Raw genomic sequence first — 17,282 nt, 5'->3', positions numbered from 1 at the left:
CGGACGATGCAACCCTTCACGCTTCCCGACTTCTACGTGCCGTATCCGGCCAGGCTCAATCCCCATCTGGAGACGGCCCGGGCGCACACGAAGCGATGGGCTCGTGGCATGGGCATGCTCGACCCCGAACTCGGCGTCTGGGACGAGGAGCAGCTCGACGCCATGGACTACGGGCTGATGTGCGCCTACACGCATCCGGACGCCCCCGCCCCCGAGCTCGACCTCATCACCGACTGGTACGTGTGGGTGTTCTTCTTCGACGACCACTTCCTGGAGCTCTTCAAACGCAGCGGGGACACCGACGGCGCGAAGGAGTACCTGGACAGGCTCCCGGCCTTCATGCCCGCCGACCCCGGGTCGGACATGCCCGAGCCGGCGAACCCGGTGGAACGGGGCCTCGCCGACCTGTGGACCAGGACGGTGCCCGGCATGTCCGTGGACTGGCGGATGCGCTTCGTCGAGAGCACGGAGAACCTGCTCGACGAGTCCCTGTGGGAGTTGTCCAACATCAACGCGGGCCGGGTCGCCAACCCGATGGAGTACATCGAGATGCGGCGCCGGGTCGGCGGGGCGCCCTGGTCGGCCAACCTCGTCGAGCACGCCGTCGGCGCCCAGATCCCGGCCCGGGTGGCGCGGACCCGGCCGTTGTGCGTGCTCAGGGACGCCTTCTCCGACGCGGTGCATCTGCGCAACGACCTGTTCTCCTACCAGCGCGAGGTCGAGGAGGAGGGGGAGCTCAGCAACGGCGTCCTGGTGTTCGAGCGCTTCCTCGGCCTCAGCACGCAGCAGGCCGCCGACGCCGTCAACGACCTGCTCACCTCGCGGCTCCACCAGTTCGAGAACACGACCCTCACGGAGCTGTCCCCCCTCTTCGACGAGCACGCGCTCGATCCCGGGGAGCGCCTCGCCGTCCTCGCGTACGTCAAGGGGCTGCAGGACTGGCAGTCCGGCGGCCACGAGTGGCACATGCGCTCCAGCCGGTACATGAACGGCGGCGCCGCCGGCGAGCCCGTGCTCGGCGGCCCCACGGGGCTGGGGACCTCGGCCGCGCGGATCAGGCTGACGGCGGGGATGACCGGGGCCGGCGGCCCACGAAACCACACCCACGTCCCCTACCAGGACGTGGGACCGCTGCCGCTGCCCGAGATCGTCATGCCGTACGACGTCGAGGTGAACCCGCACCTGGACGTGGCGCGGCGCGAGAGCTGGGAATGGGCGGCGCGGATCGGTTTCTACGATCCGCTGCCGCAGCTCGCGGGGGCCGGCCTGTGGACCGCCAGGAAGAACGAGGGCTTCGACTTCGCGCTGTGCGCCGCCGGGATAGATCCCGACGCGCCCGGCGAGGAGCTGGCCCTGTCGGCCCAGTGGCTCACCTGGGGGACCTACGCCGACGACTACTTCCCCGCGGTCTTCGGGCCGTCCGGGGACATGGCGGGCGCGCGGGTGTTCACCGGGCGGCTGCCGCTGTTCATGCCGCTGGACCTCGGTGTCACGCCCGACCCGGCGAATCCGGTTGAACGTGCCCTCGGGGACCTGTGGGCGCGGACCGCGTCGTCCATGACCTCCGAGGGACGCGGCCTGTTCCGCGCCGCGGTCGAGCAGATGACCGGGAGCTGGCTGTGGGAGCTGGCCAACCACCTCCAGAACAGGATCCCCGATCCGATCGACTACATGGAGATGCGGCGGCTGACCTTCGGGTCGGACCTCACCAGGGCTCTGGCCCGCCTCGCGCACGGCCGGCACGTGCCCGGGGAGGTCTACCGGACCCGCACGATCCTGGGACTCGAGAACGCGTCCGCCGACTACGCCTGCCTCGTCAACGACCTCTTCTCGTACCAGAAGGAGATCCAGTTCGAAGGTGAGCTGCACAACTGCGTGCTCGTCGTGCAGAGCTTCTTCGGCTGCGACGCGCAGCGGGCGGCCGGCATCGTGGCCGACCTGATGGCGTCGCGCATGCGGCAGTTCGAGCACCTCGTCGCGGCGGAGCTGCCCGTCCTGTTCGACGACCACGACCTGGACGCCGACGCGAGACAGGTCCTCACGGACTATGCGGAGGAGCTGAAGGACTGGATGGCCGCCGTCCTCCTGTGGCACCGGGAGACCAGCCGTTACGTGGAATCCGAGCTGGCACGCCTTCCGGCGGCGCGGCCGGTCGGCGTACCGGGCGGAGTCGGGACGGCGACGGCCCGGCTGGCCGGTCTCGTCGGCTGCGCGCGTCCCGGCGCGGGAACGGCGGTGTGCGCATGAGCGTGCACGGCACGGAGGATCCCGTTCCGAGCCCTGCCCTGAGTCTCGGCACCGCCGCCGCGCGCAATCTGGCGTCGACGATGAAGTCGGCGCCGCAGATGCAGGAGATCACCTCCCGTCATCTGCTGCGCGCGCTGCCCTGGGTCGAGGTGAGCGGCGGCGCCTACCGGGTCAACCGCCGGCTCACCCACCGGCCCGGGTCGGGGCGCGTGGCGTTCGTCTCCACGGGGTCGCGGATCGACGTCGTCCCCGCGACCCTGGGGGAGTTGCCCGCGCTGCGGGGCTTCCCCGGCGACGGCGTGCTGGGCGAACTCGCGGAGCGGTTCGTCCAGCACGAGTTCCAGCCCGGCGAGCGGATCGTGTCCGCGGACACACCGGTGGACGGGGTGGTCCTGCTCGCGCACGGCAGGGCCGACGCGACGGCCGCGGGGGAGTACGGGCGGAGCAGGGAACTGCGGGTCCTGGCCGACGGCGACCACCTCGGGCAGCAGGCGCTGACCGGGCCCGCCATGAGGTGGGGGTTCACCGCGACGGCCATCACCCCCTGCGTCGTCCTGATCCTCTCGCTGGGGGAGTTCCAGGAGGTGCGCGACCGGTCGGAGGCGCTGCAGGCGCATCTCCGGCGGGCCGCGGCCGACGCCCGCGCACCCCAGAACAAGCACGGCGAGGCCGGGATCGAGTTGGCGGCGGGGCATGTGGGGGAGGTGACGTTGCCGGGGACGTTCGTGGATTACGAGGTGTCGCCGCGTGAGTATGAGCTGAGTGTGGCTCAGACGATTTTGCGGGTGCATTCGCGGGTGGCGGATCTGTACAACGAGCCGATGAATCAGACCGAGCAGCAGTTGCGGTTGACGATCGAGGCGTTGCGGGAGCGGCAGGAGCACGAGTTGGTGAACAACCGTGAGTTCGGTCTGCTGCACAACGCGGACCTCGCTCAGCGGATCCACACCCGGACCGGCCCGCCCACCCCCGACGACCTCGACGAACTGCTCTGCAGGCGAAGGAAGTCGCAGTTCTTCGTGGCGCATCCCGCGGCCATCGCGGCCTTCGCCCGGCAGTGCAACTGCCGGGGCGTCTACCCCGACACCGTGGACTTCGGGGGCTCCAGGGTGATGGGGTGGCGGGGAGTGCCGATCCTGCCGTGCGACAAGATCCCGGTCAGCCGTGAAGGCCTCAGCTCGATCATGGTCATGCGGGTGGGGGAGGCCGACCAGGGGGTCGTCGGCCTGCACCGCACCGGCCTGCCCGACGAGTACCAGCCGGGGCTGTCGGTCCGCTTCATGGGCATCGGCGACAAGGCGATCGCGTCGTACCTGGTCACGACGTACTACTCGGCCGCCGTCCTGGTGCCCGACGCGCTCGGCGTCCTGGAGAGCGTCGAGGTCGCCTAGCGGGATTCGCGCCGGGCAGGCGGACCGGCGGTCCTCCCGCCGCCGGTCCGCCTGCCGGTCTCATGCGAACCCGGCGAGCTTGTACAGGACGAGCGAGCCCGCGACCGCGACGTTGAGGCTGGCGCCCGTGCCGATCATCGGGATCTCCACGACGGCGTCGAGGAGGCCGAGCGCCTCCGGCGGGATGCCCTCGCGTTCGTGGCCGAGGACCGCGATCGTCGGCCTGCGGGCCATCGGCAGGTCGGCCAGCCGTACCGCCTCCTCGGCCAGTTCGACCCCCATCACGTGACGACCCGCCTCACGCCGGCGTTCCAGCCAGCGCAGGGGGTCGCCCACCCAGTGCACGCAGGCGGGCCGGCGCAGCGTGTTCCCGCGTTCGAGCGCTTCCGGCACCCAGGGGAAGCGGGGTACGGCCAGGCAGGCTCCGACGGCGTCGCAGGTGCGCAGGAGGGTCCCCAGGTTGGCGCCGTGCATCGGCCACAGGGGTGCGGCGATCAGGTGGTCGAGGCAGCGGGGCGGGCGGCGCCGGCGCTCGCTTCTGAGATCCTTGCGGGTCCGGACCCGTACGGCGGGCCCGCTCATCGGGAATCGCGGGCGTCTCCCGCGTGGAGATGAACACACATGAACAAGGGCGCTTTCAGCGGCACGCCCGGGCCATCGGCGAATCGACGTTCGTCCTCAGAATAGACGCAGAATCGGCGCGCCCGCCGCGATCGATCGGCGGGACCACACGATATTGATCGAATCGCTTCGCCGACCGCCGCTACGATCGTCGCCATGTTGGACGATAAGTCGGCCAAGTCGCATTCGTTCCAGGTTGATCTGCGTGGTCTCGTCGATCTCCTGTCGCACCACCTGTACTCGAGTCCGCGCGTCTACGTGCGGGAACTGCTGCAGAACGCGGTCGACGCGGTGACCGCGCGGCGGCGGATCGACCCCACCGCGCCCACGGCCATCCGGATCGCCGTGGATCCGTCGGGGCTGCGCGTCGACGATCCGGGGATCGGCCTGACCGAGGCCGACGTCCACCGGTTCCTCGCGACCATCGGCCGCTCGTCCAAGCGCGACGATCTCGAGGGCGCCCGCAGGGAGTTCCTCGGGCAGTTCGGCATCGGCCTGCTCGCCTGCTTCACCGTCGCCGAGCGGATCCAGGTGCTCACGCGCGCGGCCACGGATCCCGAGGAGCCGGGCGTCGAATGGCTGGCCGCGTCCGACGGCACGTACTCGGTCCGGCGCCTCGACCCCGGTGAGCGCGCGGAACCGGGGACGACGGTGCGCCTGACGCCGAGGCCCGGGGCGGAACGCTGGTTCGCGCCCGAACTCGTGGCAGAGCTCGCCCGCGACTTCGGCGCGCTGCTGCCGTACGAGGTGACGGTCGAGGCGGACGGGCGGACCACAAGGACGACCGACGGCGTTCCGGTGTGGGACAGGACCTACTCCTCGCCCGCGGCCCGCAGGTCGGCACTGATCGAGTACGGCGCGCAGGTGCTCGGCTTCACCGCGCTCGACGTCGTCGAGCTCGACGTCGAGCTGGCGGGAGTGCGAGGTGCCGCGTACGTGCTTCCGCGTGCCGCCAACCCGGCCGACAGCGGCCGGCACCGCGTGTACCTCAAGGGCATGCTGCTCAGCGACGCGACGACCGGCCTGCTGCCTGACTGGGCGTTCTTCGTCCGCTGCGTCATCGACACGGACACGCTCCGGCCGACCGCCTCGCGCGAGGGGTTGTACGAGGACGAGACGCTTGCGGCGGTCCGCGAGGCCCTCGGCGCCCGGGTGCGAGACTGGCTCACCGGGCTGGCCGCCCAGGATCCGGGGCGCCTGGCGGCGTTCCTGACCGTCCACAGTCTCGGGGTCAAGGCGCTGGCGCGGCACGACAGGGACCTGTTCCGGATCATGTTGCCGTACCTCGTCTTCGAGACGACCGACGGGCGCGTCACCCTGGCGGAGTTCGCGAGGAAGCACCCCGTGGTCCGGGTGACGCCCACCGTCGAGGAGTTCCGCCAGATCGCGACGATCGCGTCCGCCCAGGGCGTCGGAGTCGTCAACGGCGGTTACACCTACGAGAGCGAGCTGGTCGCCCTGCTCCCTGAGGTCATGCCCGGCGTGGCGGTCGAGGAGCTCGGCGCCGACGTGGTCACCGCCGCCCTCGATCCGGTGGAGGGCGCCGACGAACTCGCGATGGCCGGGTTCCTCGCGACGGCCCGCTCCACGCTCGATCCGCTGGGATGCGACGTGATCCTCCGCGCCTTCTTCCCCGCGTCGGTGTCCGCCCTGCACCTGGACAGCCGTGCGGCGCGCAACGAACGCACCCGGGCGGAGACGGAGGCCGACGCGGACGACCTCTGGGCGGAGATCCTCGGCGCGCTCAAGTCGGCCGAGCCGCGCGCGCAGCTCGTGCTCAACCACCGCAGCCCCGTCGTGCGCCGGCTCGCGGCCATCCGCGACCGGACGCTGCTCGTCTCCGCGATCGAGGCCCTGTACGGCCAGGCCCTGCTGATGACCCACAGACCGCTGCGGCCGGTCGACACCGCGCTGCTCAACCGGGCCTTCGACGAGCTGCTCGGCTGGGCCTCCCACAACGTGACCGAATCCGCCGAAGAGGATGGCAAGGCATGAACGTCGCAGAGATCAGCGCCGGGCTCGGCGAGAGCCACACGCTTCCCGACGGCCGGCTGAAGGCCGAACGCCTCGAGACGCTCGCGGCGGCCGCCCGCGGCGCCGAGGACCGGGGCCTCGAGGCCGAGGTGCTGCTCTACCTGATCAAGTCGTACGCCTACGGAGGCGAACGCGACCGCATGCCCGTGGCCTTCGGGCGGCTCCTGCGCATCTACGACGACCACCCGGCGGAGGTGGGCGGGTGGTCGCACTCCATCCACTGGACGCTCAAGTGGATGACCGCCAACCTGGTGAACAACCCGTCGGTTCCGCTCGCGACGGCGTACCGCTGGCTCGACGAGCTGGACGGCCGCTACCGGCAGCGCGGGTTCAGCGCCCGGCCGGTGCTGGCGCTCCGCGCGCAGCTGGCCGAGCTCGTCGGCGACGACGAGGGCGCCGCCACCGCGATGGAGGCGTCCATCACCGCGCCCCGCGACGAGATGGCCGACTGCGACGCGTGCGAGCGCAACACCTGGGGCTGGTGGCGGACGACCGTCGGCGACGACGACGGCGCGCTGGACTTCTGGGCGCCGGTGCTCGAGGGCGAGCTGGTCTGCGCGGAGGAGCCGCACCATGTGCTGGCGCAGTCGCTGCTGCCCTACCTGCGCACCGGGCGCGTCGAGGAGGCGCGCGGCGCCTTCCTCAAGGGGTACCGCCTCGTCCGTCACAACGTCAGCCTTCGCGGGTCCGTGGGCAGGCATCTGGAGTTCTGCGCATTGTCCGGCAACGAGGCGCGCGGGCTCGAGATCTTCTCCGAGCACGCGGCCTGGGTCACCGACCAGCACGAGGACGTGTCCCAGCGGGCCGGGTTCCTGGCGGGCGCCGCCGTCCTGCTCCGCCGCCTGGTCGCGCTCGGCCACGGGGACGTGGCCGTCGGCGCAGGCACGGTCGAGTCCATGCTCGCCACGCTGGAGCGAGAGCTCGGCGACCTGTCCGCCCGTTACGACGCGCGCAACGGCACCACCGCCTACAGCGAGCGCCTGGCCCGCAGGCTCGCTCAGGAGCCGCTGCTCGAACGGCTGCCGCTCGGCGTCCCGCTGACGTTGCCGGGCGCGGGGCCGTCCGAGGCGGCGTCTCCGGCCGCCGCGACCGGAACAGCGACCGGAACAGCGACCGGAACGACTCTGGACGAGATGGTCGCCGAGGCGCGTCGACTGACCACTGCCCGCCATCCCCACGCCGAGCAGGCCTGGACCCGGATCGCGGACAGCGGCGCGGAGTTGCCGGAGGACGTCGTCGCAGAGATCGAGCGCACCAGGGCGGGCGATCTCATGGGCACCGACCCCGGCCGGGCCCGTGACCTGCTACTGAGCTCCGCGGAGCGGTTCGCGCGGGCGACCCGCACCGCGGACGCGCTGGAGGCGCGGGCGGTCGCCGCCGTCGCGCTGCTCGTGACCGGCGACCCGGCCGCGGCGGAGACGTCGCTCGCGGCCGTGATCGCGGAAGCGGAACGTGAGTACGCGGCCGGGACGCTGACGCCCGCCGAGTACGTGGCCGTGCGCAAGGGCGGGCCGTTCAACGCGATGAACGCTCTCGCGCGGCACGAGGACCCGCCGGCCGCCGAGGTGGCGGCGGCGCGCGCGCTGATCGAGGCCGAAGTCGCCCTGGCCGCGGAGCTCGGCGTCGCCGACCGCGCGTGCCGATATCACGACATGCTCGCCCAGCTCTGCTTCCGGCTGGAGGACCGGGACGCCGCCCGCGCGCACCTGCGGTCCGCCATGACCGGCTACGTCGACGCCGGGCAGCCGTGGTTCGCCCCCACCCCCGCGGGCATGCTGGCTCAGCTCGCCCTCGAGGACGGCGACGTCAAGTCGGCCGAGGATCTCGTCACGCAGGCGATCGAGTACGGCGGCGGCCTCATCGACCGCGAACAGGCCGCGCATCTCAGCTCCCTGCTCGTCGAGGTGATCTCCCGCCAGGAGGGCCGCGAGCTCGACCTCGTCGCCGCGGCGCTCGCCGCCGCCGCACGCTGGGACGGCCTGTCCGAGCCCGACACCCTGCACAACACCTTCACGGCCGCGCGCGCCTATCACGTCCTCGAACGGCACGCCGAGGCCGCCGCGCTGTTCGAGGAGGCCATGCCGAGGGTGGAGGTCCCGTACGACACGTACGGCATCGCGACCACCCGCAAGCAGTACGGCGACTCACTGTGCGCCGTCGACCGTCACCATGAGGCCGCCGAGCAGTACCTCGAGGCCGCGCGACTGCTCCAGGACGACCCGGAGAACCAGGTTCCCCATGCCCAGCTGGCCTGGGCGGCGGCGGAGGCGCTCCGGGACGCCGGTCAGGGCCAGGAGTCTCTGGCGGCCTACCGGCGCGCCGCCAGGCTCTGGGAGGAGATGGGCGCCGTCACGCCGCGCGTGCGCTGCCTGCGGTCGGCCGCGTGGTTGCAGAACGCGATGGACGAGCAGGCGGCCGAGGAGGCCGGGACGACCGCGGACGCGACAGGGCCGGGGGTCGTCGCCATGCGCGCTGTCCTGACCGAGCTGGAGTCGATCGCGCGGAGTGATCCGTCGGAGGAGGTCCTCGCCGAACTCGCGGAAACCAGTAAACAACTCGGCGCCATGCTCGGCGACCCCGGCGACGAGTAGTCCGAACGGCTGGAACGACGGCGGCCCGGTGGCTTCGGGCGACTTTGCGAGCAGGTGATCTCATGGCACGAATTCACGACGTCGTGGTCGACTCCCGGCATCCGGCCTCGCTGGCCCGGTTCTGGGCGGCGGCGCTCGACGGCTACCAGGTGGCGCCGTACGACCAGGCCGAGCTGGAACGCCTGCGCGGCGACGGCATCGACGATCCGGAAGACGATCCGAACGTGCTGGTCGAGGCGGGCCCGGGGGTCAGGCCGCGGTTCTTCTTCTCGCTCGTGCCCGAGGAGAAGGTCGTCAAGAACCGGATGCATCTGGATCTGACGGCCGACGACCCGGCCGCGGAGGTCCGGAGGCTGGTCGGGCTCGGCGCGCGGGTGCTGGCCGAGTACGAGGACTGGGTGACGATGGCCGACCCCGAGGGCAACGAGTTCTGCGTCATGCGCTGACCTCCAGGAGACAGGACCGTTGATGAGGAAGTTCACGGCCGGGGGAGTGCCGATGGCGGCAGAAGACCACGGCGGGCAGGGCAGGGACGTCCTCCTGCTGCATGGGGGCGGGCGGACGCGCAGGGATTGGGACGCCTTCGCGGGGCTGCTCGTCGGCGAGGGATTCCACCCGGTGTCCATGGATCTCCGCGGCCACGGTGAGTCCGGACGGGCGCCGTGGTCCTGGCGAGAGGTGCTCACCGACGTCGCCGCCGTCGCCGAGGGGTACGGCCTTCGCCGGCCAATGATCATCGGGCATTCCCTCGGGGGCATGGTCGCCGCGCTGTGGGCGAAGGAACATCCGGAGTGCCCGCTGGCGGTCAACCTCGACGGCCACGGAAACCCGACCCGGCCTGACCAGTTCCACGGCCTGGAGGATTCCGCGGAACGCGCCTGCAGGGAGATGACGGCGTTCCTGGCGGAGATGGGCCGGGGCCTGCCTGAGTCGTTCCTCCAGGTCATGCGTGAGATAGACGCCCTGGACCTGTTCGCCGTCTATCGCGGTGCGCGTTGTCCGCTGCTCGTCGTCAGCGGTGACTCGTCGGCCTTCGCGGGCATGTTCCCCGAACATCTGGTCCCCGCGTGGGACGCCTACTGCCTCTGGACGCGGCGGCAGCTCGAATCGGCCACGCGTACGTCGGCGTCGGTGCGGGAGGCGTCCATGCCGACGGGACACGACCCCCACCTGGAAGATCCTCAAGCGTTGCTGCATCTCCTGGTCGGGCAGCTGCGGCGGCTCGACCAGGGGGAGTGGAGCCGCTAGCCGATCAGCGGACCGCGTCGCCCTGCAGGTCCTTCCGGCATGCGTCCAGGAACGCCTCGCCTGCGACACCGAGCCGGGCCACACCCTCCCTGATCGCCCGGACCGGCTCCTCGGGAGCGGGATGGTCGGTCGAGGGAAAGAGGTAGTCGTTCCCCGTGTTGCGCGCCGTCCGCCACAGGGTGAGCGCCTCCGCCCGGGCCTCGTCCGCTCCGAAGATGGCGACCTGGTCGTACGCCTTGCGCAGCTCGGTCCGAAGGAGCTTCCACCGGGCCGCGGCCTGTTCGCGCGTGGTCTCGTCGCCTGTAGCCGCGACTTCGAGCAGGTCGCTGCGCATCCACTGCTGGACCTCTTCAGCGGCGATGGCCATGCCGCCGTACGCCCTGTGCCGCTCTTCGCGTAACCACTTGGCGTGCTCTGAGCTGACGCGATGGGTTTCGAGCCGTTGGCCGTCGCGTGCCCGCCGGCGCTCGAGGAACGCGTTCGCGAGCAGGGTCATGACCACACCGCCCAGCGTGGCGGACGCCGTGATCAGCTGAGTCGCGATGTCCGCTTGCATGGTTCCCCTCGTGGTCGGCGGTGGCCGAAGTGCAGGACCGCACCGTGAACACGGGAGCGGCCCTACGGTCCCTCAGACGGGCCGACGACCCGGCGTCCACATCGGTTCGTAGACGCTTTCGCCCTCGTCGTGGAGCGCGACGGGCAGGAAGTCGGGAACGGTGCGGGCCGCCGAGGCCCGCAGTCGCGTGACCGCATCCTCCGCCGTGGGCGGGGTGAGGCCGAGAAGGCCGACGAGTTCGGCGTGCGCGTCCGCGTAGTCGGGGTCGTCGTCACGGATCTCCTCCTCCAGCTCCTCGGCTGAATGTCCGTGCAGCATGTCCTGCCAATAGGGGAACGCCGCGACCAGCGTGAGCGCCTCCTCCAGGTCGGCGGCCACCAAGGTGGCCTGGCCCTCGGAATCGGCGTACAGGACCGGGCGCGTGGTGCCGGGCGTTCCACACAGGAAGTAGGTGCCACCACTGGCGTCTCCGGCTATCGGCGTCAGCGACAGTCCGGACGGCAGCCGCAACTGCTCGACAGGGTCACGACGTTCGATGTCGAAGTCACCCGGCCACATCAGCAGCCGGGCCAGCTCCGGAGTGGTCTCGATCCGCCGGAGGAGATCATCGGCTCCGCTCATGGGCGGACGATAGCGCACAAGAGCGCTCGGTCGCCGACCGTACGTGCACAAAAAGGGCATGCAAGTGATCGCGCCGGCCCTGGACAATGGTGGCGTGATCGACATTCGGATTCGCCCTGCGCGGGCGGAGGAGGCGGGGCTGCTCGGCGACCTCGCCCTTCGATCCAAGGGGCACTGGGGGTACGACCACGACTTCCTGGAGGCGTGCCGGGCGGAGCTGACCTTTCACCCCGACCAGTTGCGAGCTCAGCGAATCGCGGTCGCCGAGTCCGCCGGGCGCGTGCTGGGCTTCTACAGCCTCACCGGCGAACCGCCCGACGGCGAACTGGGCAACATGTGGGTCGAACCCGACGCCATCGGCGGCGGCGTCGGACGTCATCTGTGGCACCACGCGCTTCGAACGGCTCGATCGGCCGGCTTCACGACCCTGCGCATCGATGCCGACCCGTTCGCGGAGGGGTTCTATCTGGCGATGGGCGCCGAGCGCGTCGGCGAGACCCCATCGGGCTCGATACCCGGTCGCGTGCTGCCGTTGCTGCGGATGCGCGTTCCGCCGCAACCTTCGTAGCCCGCACCCTCTCGGTCGGTACCGCTGCTCTACCGCCGCCAAGCGCGCTGGGAACCCGTGATGTGCTTGAGGGCGTCCTTGAAGACCAGGTAGGTCTCATCGCCCAGATCCCCGCGGTGGCGCTGCTCGATCTGGGCGAGGATGGCGCGGCCCTTGCCGATCTCGTCCAGGCCGGTCTCGGTGGGGACGACGAGCTTCGCGCGCCGATCGGCGGGGTCGGCCTCCCTGCGGACATAGCCGAGCCGCTCCAGTTCGTCGACGATGACCCCGACGATCTGCTTGTGCTGCCCGGATAGCTGGGCGAGCTCGGTGGCCCGCGCACCCGAGGCGGGCAGCACGGCCAGCACCGTGCCGTGCCGCGGCTGCACGTGGGGATGGCCCTGCTCGGCGAGGCGGGAGAACAGCTCGTCCTGCACCGCCCGCCCCAGCTGCCCGATCAGCATCCCCAAGTCCGGCTCCCTGGCGTCGTCGTCCATCTCGGCTCCGAATTTAGTCACGATCATTGACTATCAGAAGTATTTACTATACCTTGTGATCAGTTGATCCCCAACCCCCCGACAGGGGCCAGACAAGGAGATGCGTCATGAGCACCGTCGGATACGACTACACCCTCACCCGCACCCTCGACGCCCCGGCCGGCAAGGTCTGGGCCGCGTGGACCGTCGCTGACGACTACGGCGCATGGGCCGGCGCCGAAGAAGTCGTCCTGGACGCCCGGCCCGGCGGCTCCTGGAGCACGGTCATGGTCATCCCCGGCGGTGCCCGCGTGCCGCTGTCGGGCGGCTACATCGAGGTCGTGGAGAACAAGCGCCTGGTGATGAGCATGGACGTGCCCGGTCGCGACGAGCCCGCCCTGATGACCGTCGACCTGGCCGCGGAAGGCGAGCGCACGCGGATCACCCTCGCCCAGACCTTCGACACCGCCGAGGAGCGCGACCAGGCAGAACAGGGCAGCAACTTCCTGCTCGACGGCCTGACCGCCTATCTCGCCACCGCATGACCTGACGAACGCGCGGCCCCCGCCCTGTCCGACAGGGCGGGGCCGCGTTGTTTCCCGAGGACGAAGTGGCGAACAGAACGGGTGATCGGCGGGACTCGAATCTCACCTGTGCCGGGACCGCCCAGTGGCCCGTTGACCGGCTCTGCAGGGGCGTAAAGGATCGGTCTCAAAAGCGAGGCGGTTCACCGACGGGCGAACAAGGAGGATGTGTGAACGACACCGTGTCGATCTCGCTGACCGTCGCGGCGCTGGTGGTCGCGATGGTCAGCGCTTTCATCGCGTGGTCGAGCGCGCGAACGGCTCGTGCAAGCAGTCGCCCCGGGCACATTCAGAATCTCTTCCTCGCCAACCAGGCGGCATTGGACCATCCCGAGTTGTGGATCGACGTCCACGGAATCCCCGCGGGGACGTCCGAGCGGGATGCGCGCGCCCTGGTCTATCTGAGCATTCTCCTGGACGGTTACCTCGTGGCGCACAACCTGCACGTGAGGGGCGACTTCGACCGCATGCTGCGTTATATGAAACGTGACGGCGACTCGCTGTGCCGGATGCTGGCCATCCCAGAGAACGTCGCTCGCTGGGAGATCGTGAAAAAGCACTCCTACGGTGACTTCGAACCCGGCTTCGTCGCGGCGGTGGACGCCCTCATCGCCCACGAACAAGCCAAGCGAAGTGACCTGCCCGCGTCCCCGTGATTCCCGCCGCCGGCCGGTATTTGCCTCCTGAGCACTGTTGACCTTCTCGTCGCGTCAACTTCTAGTGTCGTGATTCCGGAGACCACCGGCTCGGTGACGAGCGAGGACGGGGAGAACGCCATGTCGTGGTCGATCGCGCAGGTGGCCCAGATGTCGGGAGTGACGTCCCGGACGCTGCGGCACTACGACCAGATCGGGCTGCTCCCGCCCGCGCGGATCGGCGGGAACGGCTACCGCTACTACGACGAGGACCAGTTGCTGCGCCTGCAGCAGGTCCTCGTGTTGCGTGCGCTGGGCCTCGGCCTGACCGAGATCAAGGAGATCGTCGATCGGCACACCGACCCCGTCGCGGCGCTGCGCGAGCACCACAGGCGCCTGCTGGCGGAGCGTGACCGGCTGGACGGGGTGGCCCGCATGGTGGAGCGCACCATCGCCGAACTTCAGGAGAACGAAGGGAAGACGACCATGCCCAGGATCAGCAGGCCGGAGAACCTGTTCGAGGGATTCGACGCCGCCCGGTACGAGGACGGCGCCCGCGAGCGGTGGCCGGAGCAGTGGCGGCAGAGCGGGCAGCAGGAGCTTCTGGACAGCAGTACCCCGCAGGAGCTTGAGCGAATGCAGCGGGAGGCGACGGCGGGGATGGTCCGGATGGCCGAGCACATGCTCGCCGGCACCCCCGTCGACGCCCCGGCGGTCTTCGCCGAACTCGACGTCCACTATCGGCACCTGAGCGAGTTCTGGACGCCGACCGCGGCACAATATGCGCAACTGGCCCGGATGCAGGCGGAGGAGGAGCAGTTCAGGGCGAACTACGAGCAGATCGCCGAGGGCCTGGCCGAGTACATGCGAGACGCCATGACCGCCTACGCGCACGCCCGGCTGAGCTGAGCCCTGATGGGCCTACTCGACGGCGGCCCAGAACTCGTTGAGAGCGGACGCGACCTTCCCGGTCCCGTCGTACATCCACCAGTGGCCCATGCCGTCGAGGATCTCGGTGCGGGCGCCGAGCCGATCGGCCATCTGCCGGGAAAGGTCTTCGTAGTCCACCCGGTCTTCGGTCGGCAGCAGAATCATCCCGGGGGCCGCTGTGGGAGCCTGCGCAAGCGCGCCCCAGTCGGCGGAGACGTTGGGCACGGCGGAACGGTAGAGGCCGAGAATGCACCGGCTCATGGTCTCGTCGAGAGCCGCGAACATCTCGGCGGCGGCGTCGGCGGGAACACCGCTGCCCGTCATCAGCGCCCCGGCCTCCTCCGGGCTGGACTGCCGCCGCCGCAGCAGCGTCTCCTCACCCTGATCGGGACTGATCAGCGTCGCCGCCCACGGATGCCATGCGTACTCCGGATGGAAGACGCTGCCCACATCGCAGATCCAGCTCCTCAGCCGGACTTCGCCGACAGTGGCGACCCGCATGGTGAGCAGCGCGCCCCAGTCGTGGCCGACCAGGTCGATGGGCCCCGGGATCTTCTTCAGCTCGTCCGTGAGCCACGAGGCGTACTGATCCTTGGTGGGAGTGAAGCCCGCAGGCAGACCGGTGCCGAAGCCGGGCAGCGTGAGTGCCACAGAGGGGCCCCCCACGGCTTCCTGCAGGGTTTGCCACACGACGGCGGTCTCCGGAACCCCGTGAACGAACACGCGCATGGCCTTCCACCTCCCGCGAACAAGACGCGTAAGGCAACGCTAACCAGCATGGCCAGGTCACGACCCGCCGGGGGCGTCCACCGTCCTTCGCCCCCGGTCGGCCGTCTCATCCTCTGTCGTGATCGAGGCGAAACTCGTGCACCACTTCGATGACGCCCACGATGTGCGCGTTGAACTCGTCCAGCTCCTCGGCAGGCACCCAGAGTTCGAGAATCGTTTCGCCGCCTACCTGCCGGATCGGGTAGCGGGCCAGGAAGTCGCCGCGCACCTGAAAGCGAGTCACGTAGCCGACGCCGGAACGAGGGGCATTCCAATCGCGAGCGATCCTGACGGCGTAGTCCTCGTTGAGCACCGGATAGAAGATCGGTTGATCAGGCAGCCGCGGCGGCCACGCCCGCCACTCGGACTGCCGCACCAAATCCAGCTCCTCCGGCCCGGTCGGCCGCCACAAGGTCGTCAACTGGTTCGACATGGTCTCTCCTCCCGCGAGCGCGCCCTCAACCTAATCGGCTCGACCCCCGGCCGTCTTCAGAGATTCGACCGGCGGTAGCCCGCGTGGTCGGCCGCCTCGGGTGTGCAGAAGAACGTGGAGTCCAGTGGCGTCACGGCGTATGCGCTGCTGTCGGGTGTCCGATAGCTGCGTGCGGACGCGAAGTCGGTCGCCACGACCGGAGCTCCACCGCACCTCACGACATGGAGCGGATACCGGGCCAGGGGAGAGGCGATGGGCATGACCAGGGACACCGCATAGACGACGAGGGCCGCGATGAGGGCGCGCGCCAGAGAGGGCAGGCGCCAGACGGCGAGAACGGCCACGATCAGTGTGGCCGCGACGAACTCCACCAGGAGGAAGCCCCCGTACCACAGGACGAAGTCGTAGGTCGGTCCCCGGGCGGGGAGAGCCGCCCAGAGCAGGAGCAGGAGTCCTGGTACGACGAAGATCAGCACCATAAGCCAGCCGACCGCTTTCAGGTAGTCGCGCATGCCGCGATTCTCGATGAGGCATCGCGTGTGCCGCCTGAGTACGAATACTCAGAAATCGCCCAAACCGCCAAGCGATGGGGCATGCCGTCGGGCCGGCTTCAGGGCCTCCGCGAAACCCGGCGGGGTTCGGCGGCAGAGCATCAGGCGGACGATGCGGCGGCCGCGGTGATGGCGGAGATGACCGTCGCATTGGCACGCCACTGCTCGCGTCCGGGCCGGGTGAGCACGTAACTGCGACGTGTTCCCGCCGCTCCGTGGAGGGACGAGTACCGCACGTCCGGGTGCCGGGGGCCGTCGCCGGCCATCAGGGCCGCACCCAGACCGGCGACGATCAGGCGGATCCCAAGGTCGAGGCTGTCGGCCCGATGGGCGATGCGGGGGACCACGCCGAATTGCGCGGTCATCCTCTGGATGAGTTCGTCGTCGTCGTGTGCGCGGGAGTTGGTGATCCAGGTCGTCGTGGGGTCGGTGATGATCTCCTCGGGAGCCCGGCCGTCTGCGGCTTGGACCACCAGCTCCATCGGCACCTCGTGATAGGCGGTGGCGGGGATGCTGCGGGGCGCAAGACTCAGGTCGTAGACCAGGGCGATGTCGACCTCGTCCCTGTCGAGCAACGCCTGAGCCTCCGGAGGTTCGCGCTCTTCCATGGTCACGGTCAGGTGAGGGTGCCGGCCGCGCATGGCTGAGATGGCGGGAATCACATGGTGCGCGAGGCCCGTGGCATATCCGGCAAGACGGACGTCACCCAAGAGCTGCCCCTCAGGTGAGAGTTCGCCGCGGGCCGTGTCGTACCTGGCGAGAATGGCACGGGCATGGGGCAGGAAGGCCTTACCCGCGGGGGTGAACGCGAGCTTTCTGCCGACGGGCTCGACCAGCACGGTGTCCAGTGCCTTCTGGAGCGCGGCCAGGTGCTGGGAGACGGCTGAAGGGCTGTACCCGGTCACATCGGCCACAGCGCGCAGGGTGTCACGGTCGGCGAGCTCGACCAGTACGCGCATCCATTGCAGGTCCATACGAGTCAGGGTAGCCAGACGTCCGCAAATCGCGGACGTTGCCAACAGAACTAGGCGCTGGACGCGGACGATCCA

At 70.1% G+C, this 17,282-nt stretch carries 18 protein-coding genes; 10 read left to right on the top strand and 8 right to left on the bottom strand.

Annotation, left to right across the window (positions count from 1 at the left end):
* Positions 1-6: 6 nt before the first annotated feature.
* Positions 7-2,247 (top strand): family 2 encapsulin nanocompartment cargo protein terpene cyclase, encoded by a 2,241-nt coding sequence (locus Pka01_RS02405; RefSeq protein ID WP_203880828.1) that lies wholly within the window; start codon positions 7-9, stop codon positions 2,245-2,247.
* Positions 2,244-3,638 (top strand): family 2B encapsulin nanocompartment shell protein, encoded by a 1,395-nt coding sequence (locus tag Pka01_RS02400; protein WP_203880827.1) that lies wholly within the window; start codon positions 2,244-2,246, stop codon positions 3,636-3,638. The genes Pka01_RS02405 and Pka01_RS02400 overlap by 4 nt, the downstream gene beginning before the upstream one ends.
* 60 nt (positions 3,639-3,698) lie before the next feature.
* On the opposite strand, the gene Pka01_RS02395 is transcribed toward Pka01_RS02400, so the two are convergent.
* Complete coding sequence (locus Pka01_RS02395; protein WP_203880826.1) at positions 3,699-4,220, bottom strand: TrmH family RNA methyltransferase; 522 nt, start codon at positions 4,218-4,220, stop codon at positions 3,699-3,701.
* A gap of 195 nt (positions 4,221-4,415) precedes the next feature.
* Here Pka01_RS02395 and Pka01_RS02390 point away from each other — a divergent pair, with 195 nt between their 5' ends.
* The 4 genes from Pka01_RS02390 to Pka01_RS02375 all read left to right on the top strand — a co-directional run bounded on the left by Pka01_RS02390 (position 4,416) and on the right by Pka01_RS02375 (position 10,132).
* Positions 4,416-6,254, top strand: coding sequence for an HSP90 family protein (locus Pka01_RS02390; RefSeq protein WP_203880825.1), 1,839 nt, complete (start codon positions 4,416-4,418; stop codon positions 6,252-6,254).
* Entirely contained in the window at positions 6,251-8,884 is a 2,634-nt protein-coding gene (locus Pka01_RS02385; protein ID WP_203880824.1) for a hypothetical protein, read from the top strand. The genes Pka01_RS02390 and Pka01_RS02385 overlap by 4 nt, the downstream gene beginning before the upstream one ends.
* Before the next feature lie 62 nt (positions 8,885-8,946).
* Entirely contained in the window at positions 8,947-9,330 is a 384-nt protein-coding gene (locus Pka01_RS02380) for a VOC family protein (RefSeq protein ID WP_203880823.1), read from the top strand.
* 22 nt (positions 9,331-9,352) lie between these two features.
* Complete coding sequence (locus tag Pka01_RS02375; protein WP_203880822.1) at positions 9,353-10,132, top strand: alpha/beta fold hydrolase; 780 nt, start codon at positions 9,353-9,355, stop codon at positions 10,130-10,132.
* A gap of 4 nt (positions 10,133-10,136) precedes the next feature.
* Here the strand turns inward: Pka01_RS02375 and Pka01_RS02370 are convergent, their stop codons facing one another.
* Together Pka01_RS02370 and Pka01_RS02365 are read right to left on the bottom strand one after the other, a co-directional pair.
* Positions 10,137-10,688, bottom strand: coding sequence for a hypothetical protein (locus Pka01_RS02370; protein ID WP_203880821.1), 552 nt, complete (start codon positions 10,686-10,688; stop codon positions 10,137-10,139).
* 72 nt (positions 10,689-10,760) lie between these two features.
* Positions 10,761-11,309: a hypothetical protein gene (locus tag Pka01_RS02365; RefSeq protein ID WP_203880820.1), complete on the bottom strand. Its 549-nt coding sequence runs from the start codon at positions 11,307-11,309 to the stop codon at positions 10,761-10,763.
* A 94-nt stretch (positions 11,310-11,403) separates the two neighbouring features.
* Here Pka01_RS02365 and Pka01_RS02360 point away from each other — a divergent pair, with 94 nt between their 5' ends.
* Positions 11,404-11,877 (top strand): GNAT family N-acetyltransferase, encoded by a 474-nt coding sequence (locus Pka01_RS02360; protein WP_239114655.1) that lies wholly within the window; start codon positions 11,404-11,406, stop codon positions 11,875-11,877.
* Positions 11,878-11,906: 29 nt separating this feature from the next.
* On the opposite strand, the gene Pka01_RS02355 is transcribed toward Pka01_RS02360, so the two are convergent.
* On the bottom strand, positions 11,907-12,374 hold the full coding sequence (locus Pka01_RS02355; protein WP_239114654.1) for a MarR family winged helix-turn-helix transcriptional regulator: 468 nt from the start codon (positions 12,372-12,374) through the stop codon (positions 11,907-11,909).
* 86 nt (positions 12,375-12,460) lie between these two features.
* Between Pka01_RS02355 and Pka01_RS02350 the strand changes: the two genes are divergently transcribed.
* The 3 genes from Pka01_RS02350 to Pka01_RS02340 all read left to right on the top strand — a co-directional run bounded on the left by Pka01_RS02350 (position 12,461) and on the right by Pka01_RS02340 (position 14,460).
* The gene (locus tag Pka01_RS02350) at positions 12,461-12,877 is read left to right on the top strand and encodes an SRPBCC family protein (protein WP_203880818.1); all 417 of its coding nucleotides are present in this window, start codon (positions 12,461-12,463) and stop codon (positions 12,875-12,877) included.
* Positions 12,878-13,086: 209 nt separating this feature from the next.
* Positions 13,087-13,572 carry a hypothetical protein gene (locus tag Pka01_RS02345; protein WP_203880817.1) on the top strand — a complete coding sequence of 162 codons (486 nt, stop codon included), beginning with the start codon at positions 13,087-13,089 and terminating at the stop codon, positions 13,570-13,572.
* A gap of 69 nt (positions 13,573-13,641) precedes the next feature.
* Positions 13,642-14,460 carry a MerR family transcriptional regulator gene (locus Pka01_RS02340; protein WP_239114653.1) on the top strand — a complete coding sequence of 273 codons (819 nt, stop codon included), beginning with the start codon at positions 13,642-13,644 and terminating at the stop codon, positions 14,458-14,460.
* A 12-nt stretch (positions 14,461-14,472) separates the two neighbouring features.
* Here Pka01_RS02340 and Pka01_RS02335 read toward each other — a convergent pair whose 3' ends face one another.
* The 4 genes from Pka01_RS02335 to Pka01_RS02320 form a co-directional block, all read right to left on the bottom strand.
* On the bottom strand, positions 14,473-15,210 hold the full coding sequence (locus Pka01_RS02335) for an alpha/beta fold hydrolase (RefSeq protein WP_203880816.1): 738 nt from the start codon (positions 15,208-15,210) through the stop codon (positions 14,473-14,475).
* A 106-nt stretch (positions 15,211-15,316) separates the two neighbouring features.
* Positions 15,317-15,682 (bottom strand): ADP-ribosylation/crystallin J1, encoded by a 366-nt coding sequence (locus tag Pka01_RS02330; protein WP_203880815.1) that lies wholly within the window; start codon positions 15,680-15,682, stop codon positions 15,317-15,319.
* Between the two features lie 56 nt (positions 15,683-15,738).
* Positions 15,739-16,194 carry a hypothetical protein gene (locus tag Pka01_RS02325; RefSeq protein ID WP_203880814.1) on the bottom strand — a complete coding sequence of 152 codons (456 nt, stop codon included), beginning with the start codon at positions 16,192-16,194 and terminating at the stop codon, positions 15,739-15,741.
* Between the two features lie 140 nt (positions 16,195-16,334).
* Positions 16,335-17,207 (bottom strand): LysR family transcriptional regulator, encoded by an 873-nt coding sequence (locus Pka01_RS02320; RefSeq protein WP_203880813.1) that lies wholly within the window; start codon positions 17,205-17,207, stop codon positions 16,335-16,337.
* Positions 17,208-17,282: the final 75 nt, after the last annotated feature.

Source organism: Planotetraspora kaengkrachanensis, assembly GCF_016862895.1.
In the GTDB taxonomy this organism is placed as follows: domain Bacteria; phylum Actinomycetota; class Actinomycetes; order Streptosporangiales; family Streptosporangiaceae; genus Planotetraspora; species Planotetraspora kaengkrachanensis.
The sequence above is the reverse complement of the archived record's forward strand: the minus strand, read 5'-3'. Positions and strand labels throughout refer to the sequence as shown.